Genomic DNA, 11,192 nt, shown 5'->3' on the forward strand with positions numbered 1-11,192 from the left:
TCGCGCGGTTGACTGGGGACGTGCACGCTCCCGTTCCGCCCGGCCCCGTCGAGCCGCTGCGCGCTCCCGGGCGGGCCTGGTGGGCGAGCGGACCCCGCTGGCCCGGGGCCGCGGAGCTGCGCGCCGACCTGCGCAGCGCGCTCGGCGTCGCCGGGGTGCTGCTGGTGTGCGGACTGCCCGCCGGGCTGTTGTGGTGGGCCCTGGCGCCGCGGGCGCGGTTCGAGGTCACCGGTGACGGCCCGGTGCCGATCGGGCGCCCGTCCGCGGAGCTGCTCGTCGCCGACGACGGCGTCTTCACCCTCGTGCTGGCCGGGCTCGGCCTGCTGGCCGGCGTGCTGGCCTGGCGGCTGCGCCGCCGCCGCGGGGTCGCCGTGCTGCTGGCTCTCGCGGTGGGCACGCTGCTCGCCGCGGTCCTGGCCTGGCAGCTCGGGCAGCTGCTCGGCCCCCCGCCCACCCAGGAGCAGCTGGCCGACGTCGGCGCGGCGGTCACCACCGGCCTGCGGCTGAACTCGCCGGCGGCGCTCGCCATCGGCCCGTTCTGCGCCGTCCTGGCCTACCTGCTGGCCGCGCTGCTCGCCGCCACCGAGGACCTCGGCCGGCCCGACGCGCTGCCCGCCGCGGCCGCGCCGCCGCTGCCGGGCGGGGTGGCCCCGGAGGCGTCGGCCCGCGAGGACGCCCGGTTCAGTTGACGCTGCGCGGCCCGGCGAACCGCTGCAGCGGAGCCGGCACCGCGCCCACCGTCTCCAGCAGGGTCAGCTCCCGCCGCAGCAACCGGGACTCCGCCCGCAGCCGCCGCCGGGTCGCCGACTCGGCGAGCAGCGCCTGCCGGTCCTCGGTGGTCAGCAGCGCCGCCGAGGCCACCAGGTAGGACAGCGCCCGCGGGTCACCGGAGACGGCGTCCAGCAGCAGCTCCGGGTCCGGCTCGTCGCCGTCGGTCTCCCCGGTGAGCTCGGCGACCGCGGCGACGTACTGCGCGAACAGCTCGCCCACGCCGCGGACCAGCACCCCCAGCGAGCTGCGCGCGACGTCGGAGACGAGGTCGTCGAGCTCGTCGTCGGGCACCGCACCGTCGGCCGGCGCCAGGCCCTCGTGGTCACCGGCGGCCTCTTCGGCGGCCTCCTCGTCCGCGAGCCACTCCACCTCGGCCCGCAGGTAGGGCGGGTCGTCGCCGACGAGGACGTCGAGCAGCCGGAACCGGTCGCCGCCGACGGTCACGATGCGGAACCCGCCGTCCGGCTGCGGGCGCACGGCCTGCAACCGGGCGGTGCAGCCCACGTCGTAGAGCGCCTCGGCCGGGGCCACCTGCTCGACCTCCCAGCCCTGCCGGATGGCGACCACGCCGAAGAACCGGCCCTCACCGTCGGGCCGGGCCAGCAGGTCGCTCATCAGCCGCCGGTAGCGGAGCTCGAAGACCTGCAGCGGCAGGACCACCCCGGGGAACAGCGGCGTCCCGAGCGGGAAGAGCGGGATCACGTCGCCCACGGCGCCGAGCCTACGGGGGAGGGCCGGACGCCGGACCGGGCACGACGACGGTGGCCCCGCTACCCCCGTCTACCCTGGGGTGTTCCCGTTCCCCGCCTCGGAACCGCCCGGAGGTCCGCCCGTGCTCGCCCGCATCGACCTGCGTGGGTCCGCGCTCCCGGGGGTGCGCGAGCTCTCCGGCCTGCTCCCGCGCGCCGCGACCGACATCGACTCGGTACTGGCGACGGTCCGGCCGCTGTGCGAGGACGTCCGCATCCGCGGCGCCCAGGCGGTCCGCGAGATCACCGCCCGCCTCGACGGCGTCGACCTCGAGGACTTCGCCGTCCCGGCGGCGGCGATCGAGCGGGCGCTGGCCGAGATCGACCCCGCCGTCCGCGCCGCGCTGGAGGAGGCGATCCACCGGGTGCGGAAGGTGCACGCCGACCAGCGGCGCACCGACGTCACCACCCAGGTGGTCCGCGGCGGCACGGTGACCGAGCGCTGGGTGCCGGTGCGCCGCGTCGGCCTCTACGTGCCCGGCGGCCTGGCGCCGCTGCTGTCCAGCGTGGTCATGAACGTCGTCCCGGCGCAGATCGCCGGCGTCGAGTCGATCGCGGTCGCCTCCCCGCCGCAGCGCGACCACGGCGGCCTGCCCGACCCCGGCGTCCTCGCCGCGTGCGCCCTCCTCGGCGTCCGCGAGGTCTACGCCGTCGGCGGCGCCCAGGCGATCGCGGTCTTCGGCTACGGCGCGGGCTCCTGCGAGCCGGTCGACATGGTCACCGGCCCCGGCAACGTGTACGTGACGGCGGCCAAGCGGCTGCTGCGCGGGCTCATCGGCATCGACTCCGAGGCCGGCCCCACCGAGGTCGCCATCCTCGCCGACGACACCGCCGACCCCGCGCACGTGGCCGCGGACCTCATCAGCCAGGCCGAGCACGACCCGCTCGCCGGCGCGGTGCTGGTCACGACCAGCGAGGAGCTGGCCGACGCCGTCCTGGGCCTGGTCCCCGGGCAGGTGGCCGCCACCAAGCACTCCGACCGGATCACCACCGCGCTCGACGGCAGCCAGTCCGGGATCGTCCTGGTCGACGACGTCGAGGCCGGCCTGCGCGTGGTCGACGCCTACGCAGCCGAGCACCTGGAGGTCCAGACCCGGGACGCCCGGGAGGTGGCGTTGCGGGTGCGCAACGCCGGCGCGGTCTTCGTCGGGCCCTGGTCGCCGGTGTCGCTCGGCGACTATTGCGCGGGCTCCAACCACGTGCTGCCCACCGGCGGCTGCGCGCGGCACTCCAGCGGCCTGTCGGTGCAGTCGTTCCTGCGCGGCATCCACGTGGTCGAGTACGACGAGCAGGCCCTGGCCGAGGTGGCCGGGCACATCGACGCCCTCGCCGGCGCCGAGGACCTTCCCGCGCACGCCGCCGCCGTCCGGGTCCGGCAGCGCGCATGACGCGACTCGACGAGCTCCCGCTGCGGCCGGAGCTGCGAGGCCGCACGCCCTACGGCGCCCCGCAGCTGCCGGCCAAGTACCGGCTCAACACCAACGAGAACCCGCACCCGCTGCCGCCGGAGCTGCTCGCCGACCTCGGCGAGGCCCTGGGGCACGCCGCGCTCGAGCTCAACCGCTACCCCGACCGCGACGCCCTCGACCTGCGCCGCGACCTCGCCGCGTACCTGACCCGCACCGGCGGCCAGGAGCTGGACGCGGCGCGGGTGTGGGCGGCCAACGGCAGCAACGAGATCCTGCAGCAGGTCCTGCAGGCGTTCGGCGGCGCGGGCCGGCGGGCGCTGGGCTTCACGCCGTCGTACTCGATGCACCCGATCATCTCCGCCGGCACCGGCACGGCCTGGGTCGACGGACGGCGGCGGCCGGACTTCACCATCGACCCCGACGCCGCCGCGGCGCAGGTCGGCGAGGTGCGCCCGGACGTCGTGTTCGTGACCAGCCCGAACAACCCGACCGGCACCGCGGTGGAGCTGGCGACCGTCGAGGCGCTCTACGACGCGACCGACGGGGTCGTGGTCGTCGACGAGGCCTACGCCGAGTTCGCCCGCACCGGCACGCCCTCGGCGCTCACCCTGCTGCCGGGCCGGCCGCGGCTGATCGTCAGCCGCACCATGAGCAAGGCCTTCGGCATGGCCGGCCTGCGGCTGGGCTACCTGGCCGCCGACCCCGCCGTCGTCGACGCGCTGCAGCTGGTCCGGCTGCCCTACCACCTCAGCTCGCTGACCCAGGCCGCCGCCCGGACCGCGCTGGCGCACACCCACGCGCTGCTGGCCACCGTCGCCGCGGTCAAGGCCGAGCGCGACCGGATCGTCGCGGCGCTGCCGGGGATGGGGCTGACCAGCGTGCCCAGCGACGCCAACTTCGTCCTCTTCGGCCGCTTCGCCGACGCCCCCGCCGCCTGGCAGGCGCTGCTCGACCGCGACGTCCTCGTGCGCGACGTCGGGCTGCCCGGCTGGCTGCGGGTCACCGCCGGGACGCCGGAGGAGACCGACGCCTTCCTCACCGCGCTGGGTGAGGTGGCCGCCGACCACCGCCTGGGAGACTGAGAGCCATGACCCGCACCGCACGCGTCGAGCGCGAGACCAGCGAGACCAAGCTCGTCGTCGAGCTCGACCTCGACGGCACCGGGACGAGCTCGATCAGCACCGGGGTCGGGTTCTACGACCACATGCTGACCGCGCTGTCCAAGCACAGCGGCATCGACCTCACCGTGCAGGCCGACGGCGACCTGCACATCGACGCCCACCACACGGTGGAGGACGTCGCCATCGCCCTCGGCCAGGCCTTCGCCCAGGCGCTGGGGGACAAGAAGGGCATCACCCGCTACGGCGACGCCACGATCCCGATGGACGAGGTGCTCGCGCAGGCGGCGGTGGACCTCTCCGGCCGGCCGTACTTCGTGCACTCCGAGCCCGAGAACATGACGCCGATGATCGGGCCGGACTACCCGACCAGCCTGACCAAGCACGTGTTGGAGTCCTTCGCCTTCAACGCGCGGATCAGCCTGCACGTGCGGGTCCTGTACGCCGGCCGCGACGCCCACCACATCGTCGAGGGCCAGTTCAAGGCGCTGGCCCGGGCCCTGCGTGCCGCGGTCGCCCTCGACCCGCGCGTCACCGACGTCCCCTCCACCAAGGGCGCGCTGTAGGTGACGTTCGCCGTCCTGCTGCTCGTCCTGGGCGGCTTCCTGCTCGGCGGGGCCTGGAGCATCTGGAAGGCCGACTCCGACACCGAGGGGCGCACCGGCCCGCAGGTGTTCTTCGCCCTCGTCCTGCTGGCGGCGGCGTTGCTGGCCACGGTGTCCGGCGTGCTGCGGATGGTGTGAGGGACCTCCCGGAACAACCGCCGGCCCGTTGCGGGCTGACGACTAGCGTGGGAGCCATGAAGAAGGTCGTCGTCCTCGACTACGGGTCGGGCAACCTCCGCTCGGCCGAGCGCGCGCTGGCCCGCGTCGGCGCCGACGTGACCGTGACCGGCGACCCGCAGGCGGCCCTCGACGCCGACGGGCTGGTCGTCCCCGGCGTGGGCGCCTTCGCCGCCTGCATGGCCGGGCTGCGCGCCGTCGACGGCCCGCGGGTGATCGGCCGCCGGCTGGCCGGCGGGCGGCCGGTGCTCGGCGTCTGCGTCGGCATGCAGATCCTCTTCGAGCGCGGCGTGGAGCACGGCCAGGACGCCGAGGGCTGCGGGGAGTGGCCCGGCGTCGTCGAGCCGCTCGAGGCCCCGGTGCTGCCGCACATGGGCTGGAACACCGTGCAGGCGCCGCAGGACAGCGTGCTGTTCGACGGGCTGGAGGACCAGCGCTTCTACTTCGTGCACTCCTACGGCGTGCGCGAGTTCCCCCTCGGGGCCGACGGCGCGCCGTCCCGGCTCGCCCCGCCACTGGTCACCTGGGCCGAGCACGGCGACCGGTTCGTCGCCGGCGTGGAGAACGGGCCGCTGTCGGCGACCCAGTTCCACCCCGAGAAGAGCGGCGACGCGGGCGCCCAGCTGCTCACGAACTGGCTGAAGACGCTCGACTGAGGCCGCAGTCCCGGGGCGTCTCCCCGGTGTGCACGACCTCCTCCGCGACCTCCCGCAGCTTGACGTTCCGGCGGCAGCTGACCCGCCGGAGGGCGGCGAAGGCCCGCTCCTCGGTGACGCCGTGCCGGGCCATGAGGATGCCCAGCGCCATGCCGATCCGGCGGTTGCTGCCCAGCGCCACCTCCAGGTGCCTCGCCCGCGCCTCGACCGCGGCCAGCTGCGCCCGGAGCCGCCGCAGCTCGGTCCCCGGTGTCCACCCGTCGCGGAGCCGCTCGGACTCGCACGCCGCCTGGGCGGCGCGGGCGACGGTGGCGCGGGCCCGCCGCCGGAGGGCCGCCGTCGTCGCGAAGAGGGCCTCGGGGTCCGGCGTGCGGCCCCGGGGCGAGCATCGGGCCATCGGTCCCTCCCGCTCGGCCCGCCCGTGACTGCTCCATCCTGAGCACCCGCGCCCGCGGTGGCCAGGGGTCTGCTCCTCACCACCGACCGCGGTGCACGACCTCCTCCACCCCACGCCGCCCCCGGCGCAGGGACGGCGACCGGCGGTCCTCGCCGCCGGGGTAGCCGACCGACAGGCAGCCCACCGGCCGGTACCGCGCGGGCACGCCGAACGCCGACCGGAAGGCGTCGACCCGCTCGGCGGGGACGCCGAAGAAGCAGGCGCCCAGCCCCTCGTCGACGGCGGTCAGCAGGACCAGCAGCGCGGCCATGCCGGTGTCGACGTCCCAGTAGGGGACCGGCCAGCGCGCCTCGTCCCGGTCGATCCAGCCCTTGTCCGGCTCGGCGTAGCGGTCGAGGTAGGCGTCCTTGCACGACAGCGGCACGATGAGCAGCGGCGCCCGGCGCATCCGGGTGAGCCAGGCGTCCGGGGCGCCGGGCGAGGTGGTCACCGACCAGAACCGTGCGCGGTCGTCGGCGTCCTCCAGGACCAGGAACGCCCAGCCCTGGCTGAAGCCGGCCGACGGCGCCCGGATCGCGTGCTCGAGCAGCCGCTCCCGCACCTCCGGCGGCACCGGACGGTCGGGGTCGTAGTCGCGCACCATCCGGCGGCGACGGACGACGCCGGCGAACTCCACGGCGGTCACCCTGCCAGCCGGTCCCGCGACCGGGCACACGCGGTCGGGACGGTCGCGACCGACTCCTATGCTCCCTCCGGTCCGGCCGCTCCTCGTCCCCGGCCGGTCCCCGGCCCGTCCCTCCCGGAGGTCCGCCCGTGCGGGTGCAGTCGGCGGTCAACGTCGCCGAGGTCCGGCAGCTGGCCCGCCGGCGGCTGCCCCGCCCGGTCTTCGACATGGTCGACGGCGGGGCGGACGACGAGCTGACGCTGGCCCGCAACGAGGCGGCGTTCCGCGAGATCCGGCTCAGCCCCCGGACGATGGCCGACGTCGGCGCCGTCGACCCCTCGCTGGAGCTGTTCGGCCGGCGCCTGTCGATGCCCGTCCTGCTCGCGCCGACCGGGGGAGGGCGGGTCGCCCACCGGCGGGCGGAGCTGGCGGTCGCGGCCGCCGCTCGTGCGCAGGACACCGTCTACGTGCAGAGCACCGTCACCGGGTACCCGCTCGAGGAGGTGGCGCGGGCCGGCGGGGGAGAGCTGTGGTACCAGCTCTACCTGCCCGCGACCCGCGACGAGGCCCGTGCGGCGCTGGACCGGGTCGCCGCGGCCGGCTACCGGGTGCTGGTCCTGACCGTGGACACCCCGGTCTTCGGCGGCCGGGAGCGCGACCGCCGCAACGGCTTCTCGCTGCCGATCCGCCCGCGGCCCCGGATGCTGCTGCACGGCGCCTCCCGCCCGGCGTGGGCGGTGGACTTCCTCCGCGGCAACCTGCCCAGCCGGCGGGGCGGCCGCCTGTCGGCGTGGGCGACGCAGCGGCAGATCCTGGCCTCGCCCCGGCCGGTCACCTGGGACGACCTGGCGTTCGTCCGCGGCCTGTGGCACGGGCCGCTGGTGGTCAAGGGCGTGCTGCGCCCGGACGAGTGCGCGCGCTTCCTCGACGCGGGCGTGGACGGCCTGGTGGTGTCCAACCACGGCGGCCGCCAGCTCGACGGGGTCCCCGCCACGATCGAGGCGCTGCCCGCGATCGTCGAGGCGGTGGGCGGGCGGGTCGACGTCCTGCTCGACGGCGGCGTCCGGCGCGGCACCGACGTGCTCAAGGCGCTCGCGCTCGGCGCCCGCGCCGTGCTCGTCGGCCGCCCCTACCTCTACGGCCTGGCCGCCGGCGGCCAGGCCGGCGTCGAGCGGGTGCTCGAGCTGCTCCGGGCGGAGCTGGTCCGGGCTATGGCGCTCACCGGCTGCCGCGGCGTCTCCGACGTCGACGCCGGGCTGCTCCTCCCGCCGCACCGCAGGTGAGGGACGCCCCTTCCCCGCACGCCTCGCGTGCTCAGGCGGAGAGCCCCTGGCGGGTGGCCGTCCACCGGGCGGAAGGGCCGTGGTCGCCGCGGACGGACCGCACCTAGCGTGACCGGCGGCACACCCAGGAGCAGCGGCGCACTCCCGCGCGCGAGCAGCCGGTCGAGGCGCTGCGCTCCGAGAGAGAAGAGGACGAGTTGGCCGAGATGGTGCGCGCCGCGGTGCAGGTGGGGCCGCGCAAGATCGAGATCCAGGAGTTCCCCCGCCCCGCGACCGGGCCGGACGACGGCCTCCTCCGCCTCGAGGCCAACGGCCTGTGCGGCAGCGACGTCGAGTTCTACAAGGGCCACGCCCGCCCGGACGCCCCGGCGTTCGTGCCCGGCCACGAGCCGATGGGGATCGTCGAGGAGGTCGGCGAGAACGCCGCCAAGCGCTGGGGCGTCCAGCCGGGGGACCGGGTCGCCCTCGAGGTCGTCATCCCGTGCCGCAACTGCTTCGACTGCCTGACCGGCAACTACCAGGCCTGCCGCAACCGCGTCGGCGGCCACGGGGTCACCCCGGTCGACGTCGCGCCGTCCCTGTGGGGCGGGTTCGCCGAGTACATGTACCTGGCCCCCGGGTCCGTCGTCCACAAGATCGACAACACGCTGCCGGTCGAGGTGGCGGCCATGTACAACTCGATGGGCGCCGGCGTGCGCTGGGCGTTGCACTACGGGCAGGTCCAGTTCGGCGACACCGTGCTCGTGCTCGGCTCCGGCCTGCGCGGCATCGCCGCGGTCATCGCCGCCAAGGCCGCCGGCGCGGGGCGGGTCGTGGTCACCGGCCTGGAGGCCGACGCGCACAAGCTCGCGCTGGCCCGCGAGTTCGGCGCCGACCACACCGTGGTCGTCGACGGCGACGCCGCCGAGGACGTCGTCGAGCGGGTCCGCGACCTCACCGACGGCCGCGGCGTCGACGTCACCCTGGAGCTCACCCCGATGGCCGCCGGGCCGGTCACCGACGCGCTGCTGGCCACCAAGCACGGCGGGCGGGTCGTCCTGGCCGGCATCAAGGGCGACCGCGAGATCCCGGTGCGCACCGACCTGATCATCAACCGGGCGCTCACCGTGCAGGGCGCGTTCGGCGTCGACGCCAAGGCGATGGCCGAGGCGATCGCGCTCATCGAGTCCCGCCGCTTCCCGCTGGAGCGGCTGCACACCCACTCCTTCGGCCTGGACGACACCGCGCACGCCATCGAGGTCCTCGCCGGCGAGGTGCCGGGCGAGTCCGCCGTCCACGTCTCCGTCCACCCGAACCTCTGACCGGAGGACCGCATGCTCGTCGACACCCACGCCCACCTGCTGCCCTACGACTACCCGGCCGACGCCCCCGAGTGCTTCCCCCGCATGGAGCCGGTGGGCGGCGAGACCGCCCGCACCCTGCTGTTCGGCCAGATGCAGTTCAAGGCCAAGGACGTCTTCTTCGACGCCGAGCGCCGCCTCGAGGCCCAGGACGCCTCCGGCGTCGACGTCGAGGTGCTCAGCCCCATGCCGCCGCTGCTGCGCTGCGACCTGCCGCTGGCCGACGGCCTGTCCCTGGCCCGCCACGTCAACGAGTTCAGCGCGACGCTGTGCCAGGCCGACCCCACCCGGCTGATCGCCCTCGGCATGGTGCCGATGCAGGACCCGGACGCCGCCACCGCCGAGCTGTCCGCCATCCAGGAGCTGGGCCTCGCCGGCGTCGAGATCGCCTCGAACATCCTCGGCTCCTCGATCGGCCACGAGAAGTTCCTGCCGTTCTTCGCCGAGGCCGAGCGGCTCGGGCTGTCGGTGTTCGTGCACGCGATGCCCTCGCCCACCGAGCGGCTGCCGATGTCGGCCATGGGCACCTACGTGGTCGGCGTCGAGGGCGCGTTCGCGGCCGCCTCGATGGTCACCGGCGGCACCGCCGCCAAGTGCCCCGACCTGCGGATCTCCTTCAGCCACGCGGCCGGCGGCTACCCGCTGATGATCCCGCGCCACCAGTACTTCTGGGGCGGCTCGTGGAACGAGGAGCCGAAGAACCCCGAGCGCGCGGTCATGCCCGACGACGGCCCCTCGCCGCTGGAGTACGCGCGGCGCTTCTACTACGACTCGCTGGTCTTCGACCGCCGGGCGCTGACCTACCTGGTCGACCTGCTCGGCGCCGACCGGCTGCTGGTCGGTTCGGACTTCCCCGCCATGCCGCGGGAGGAGCCCGCCGGCCGCACGCTGCGGTCCATGGACCTGCCCGAGGACGTCCTGCGGCAGATCACCTGGGACAACGCCTGGCGCTGGCTGGGCATGGCGCCCACCCGGTGAACCACCCGGCTCCGGGGCCCCGCGCGGGCTCCGGAGCCGGTCGGCGTCACGGCCGGCGGCGGGACGGCGGCTGCGCCGACGGGGCGCCCAGCGCGCGGGAGATGCCGCGCGCGGTGGCGTTGAGCACCGGCACCAGCGCCTGGGCCTGCGTCGTCCCGGCGGCCACCGTCACGCCGAGGGCGGCGACCACCTCGTCGCCGCGGCCGCGCACCGGGACGGCGACGGCGAGCGCCGGCGCGTCGGCGGTCAGCTGGTTCTCGGCGGCGGCGAATCCGGTCCGGCGCACCTCGGCCAGCGTGCGCCGCAGCACCGCCGGGTCGGTGATCGTCTCCGGCGTGTACGCCTTCAGCGGGCCGCTGAGCACCTCCTCCTGCACCTCCGGGCCGGCGAAGGCCAGGAGCACCTGGCCGGTGCTCGTCGTGTGCAGCGGCCAGCGCCCGCCGATCCGGCTCATCAGCCGCACCGCGCCGCGGGCCCGCAGCGCCTCCACGTAGACGACGTCGGCGCCGTCCCGCACCCCGAGGACGACGTTGGCCCGCGTCGCCTGGTGCAGGTCGTCGACGTAGGGCACCGCCAGCTCGCGCAGCTGCAGCCCGTGCGGCGCCAGCGCGCCGAGCTCCAGCAGCCGCAGCCCGATGCCGTAGCGCCCGTCCTCGCCCCGCTCCAGCGCGCCCCACTCCCGCAGCTCGCCGACGAGGCGGTGCGTGGTGGTCAGGGACAGCCCGGACCGGCGGCTGATCTCGCTCAGCGTCAGGATGGCGTGCGCCGGGCCGAACGCCGCCAGGACGGCCAGCACCCGGCCCGCCGCGGTGGCGCCCTGCCCGGGAACGGGGACCTCCCGGCCTCGTCCGCCGGCCGCCCGCAGCGGTCTCGTCGTGCTCAACCCGACCTCCAGCTCCGCCTCGCGAGCAGCCTCCGACGCGGGGCACGGCGCGCTTCCCCGGCCACTGTCCGTGCGCGCGGCCGGGCGTGTCAAACGGGCCCGCCGACCGGTCCGTGTGCCGCCTGCGGCCCCTGTGGCGCCGCGCCCGGCGGACCGTCCGGT

At 75.9% G+C, this 11,192-nt stretch carries 13 protein-coding genes; 9 read left to right on the top strand and 4 right to left on the bottom strand.

Annotated features, from left to right (window positions below):
* The first annotated feature begins 20 nt into the window (after positions 1–20).
* On the top strand, positions 21–689 hold the full coding sequence (locus ACI79D_RS17465) for a DUF2567 domain-containing protein (protein ID WP_456919718.1): 669 nt from the start codon (positions 21–23) through the stop codon (positions 687–689).
* Here the strand turns inward: ACI79D_RS17465 and ACI79D_RS17470 are convergent.
* Positions 682–1,482, bottom strand: a complete 801-nt coding sequence (locus tag ACI79D_RS17470; RefSeq protein ID WP_456919719.1) for an LON peptidase substrate-binding domain-containing protein — start codon at positions 1,480–1,482, stop codon at positions 682–684. The two genes, ACI79D_RS17465 and ACI79D_RS17470, sit on opposite strands and share 8 nt — an antisense overlap.
* 121 nt (positions 1,483–1,603) lie before the next feature.
* Between ACI79D_RS17470 and hisD the strand changes: the two genes are divergently transcribed.
* From hisD to hisH, 5 genes are read left to right on the top strand one after another with little or no spacing between them, the layout of a single operon-like run.
* Positions 1,604–2,908, top strand: a complete 1,305-nt coding sequence (gene hisD / locus ACI79D_RS17475) for a histidinol dehydrogenase (RefSeq protein ID WP_456919720.1) — start codon at positions 1,604–1,606, stop codon at positions 2,906–2,908.
* Positions 2,905–4,011 carry a histidinol-phosphate transaminase gene (locus ACI79D_RS17480; protein WP_456919721.1) on the top strand — a complete coding sequence of 369 codons (1,107 nt, stop codon included), beginning with the start codon at positions 2,905–2,907 and terminating at the stop codon, positions 4,009–4,011. The genes hisD and ACI79D_RS17480 overlap by 4 nt, the downstream gene beginning before the upstream one ends.
* A gap of 5 nt (positions 4,012–4,016) precedes the next feature.
* Entirely contained in the window at positions 4,017–4,613 is a 597-nt protein-coding gene (hisB, locus tag ACI79D_RS17485) for an imidazoleglycerol-phosphate dehydratase HisB (RefSeq protein ID WP_456919722.1), read from the top strand.
* Positions 4,614–4,790: a hypothetical protein gene (locus ACI79D_RS17490; protein ID WP_456919723.1), complete on the top strand. Its 177-nt coding sequence runs from the start codon at positions 4,614–4,616 to the stop codon at positions 4,788–4,790.
* 56 nt (positions 4,791–4,846) lie between these two features.
* Positions 4,847–5,485, top strand: coding sequence for an imidazole glycerol phosphate synthase subunit HisH (gene hisH, locus ACI79D_RS17495; protein WP_456919724.1), 639 nt, complete (start codon positions 4,847–4,849; stop codon positions 5,483–5,485).
* Here hisH and ACI79D_RS17500 read toward each other — a convergent pair.
* Together ACI79D_RS17500 and ACI79D_RS17505 are read right to left on the bottom strand one after the other, a co-directional pair.
* Positions 5,457–5,882 carry an ANTAR domain-containing protein gene (locus tag ACI79D_RS17500; protein WP_456919725.1) on the bottom strand — a complete coding sequence of 142 codons (426 nt, stop codon included), beginning with the start codon at positions 5,880–5,882 and terminating at the stop codon, positions 5,457–5,459. The genes hisH and ACI79D_RS17500 overlap by 29 nt on opposite strands.
* Positions 5,883–5,958: 76 nt before the next feature.
* Positions 5,959–6,567, bottom strand: a complete 609-nt coding sequence (locus ACI79D_RS17505; RefSeq protein ID WP_456919726.1) for a nitroreductase family protein — start codon at positions 6,565–6,567, stop codon at positions 5,959–5,961.
* Between the two features lie 128 nt (positions 6,568–6,695).
* On the opposite strand from ACI79D_RS17505, the gene ACI79D_RS17510 reads away from it, so the two are divergent.
* From ACI79D_RS17510 to ACI79D_RS17520, 3 genes are all read left to right on the top strand, one after another.
* Positions 6,696–7,829 (top strand): alpha-hydroxy acid oxidase, encoded by a 1,134-nt coding sequence (locus ACI79D_RS17510; protein ID WP_456919727.1) that lies wholly within the window; start codon positions 6,696–6,698, stop codon positions 7,827–7,829.
* Between the two features lie 206 nt (positions 7,830–8,035).
* The gene (locus tag ACI79D_RS17515) at positions 8,036–9,130 is read left to right on the top strand and encodes a zinc-dependent alcohol dehydrogenase (RefSeq protein WP_456919751.1); all 1,095 of its coding nucleotides are present in this window, start codon (positions 8,036–8,038) and stop codon (positions 9,128–9,130) included.
* A gap of 12 nt (positions 9,131–9,142) precedes the next feature.
* A complete protein-coding gene (locus ACI79D_RS17520) occupies positions 9,143–10,147 on the top strand; it encodes an amidohydrolase family protein (RefSeq protein ID WP_456919728.1) in 1,005 nt (334 codons plus the stop codon).
* Positions 10,148–10,193: 46 nt separating this feature from the next.
* Here the strand turns inward: ACI79D_RS17520 and ACI79D_RS17525 are convergent, their stop codons facing one another.
* Positions 10,194–11,030: an IclR family transcriptional regulator gene (locus tag ACI79D_RS17525; RefSeq protein WP_456919729.1), complete on the bottom strand. Its 837-nt coding sequence runs from the start codon at positions 11,028–11,030 to the stop codon at positions 10,194–10,196.
* Positions 11,031–11,192 lie beyond the last annotated feature (162 nt).

It is taken from the genome of Geodermatophilus sp. SYSU D00708 (assembly GCF_054050115.1).

What these genes read in the sequence shown, in the direction of transcription:
- hisB (WP_456919722.1), top strand. Translation starts at nt 4,017, where the DNA reads ATGACCCGCACCGCACGCGTCGAGCGCGAGACCAGCGAGACCAAGCTC.
- ACI79D_RS17520 (WP_456919728.1), top strand. Translation starts at nt 9,143, where the DNA reads ATGCTCGTCGACACCCACGCCCACCTGCTGCCCTACGACTACCCGGCC.
- ACI79D_RS17500 (WP_456919725.1), bottom strand. Translation starts at nt 5,882, where the DNA reads ATGGCCCGATGCTCGCCCCGGGGCCGCACGCCGGACCCCGAGGCCCTC.
- hisH (WP_456919724.1), top strand. Translation starts at nt 4,847, where the DNA reads ATGAAGAAGGTCGTCGTCCTCGACTACGGGTCGGGCAACCTCCGCTCG.
- ACI79D_RS17480 (WP_456919721.1), top strand. Translation starts at nt 2,905, where the DNA reads ATGACGCGACTCGACGAGCTCCCGCTGCGGCCGGAGCTGCGAGGCCGC.
- ACI79D_RS17515 (WP_456919751.1), top strand. Translation starts at nt 8,036, where the DNA reads ATGGTGCGCGCCGCGGTGCAGGTGGGGCCGCGCAAGATCGAGATCCAG.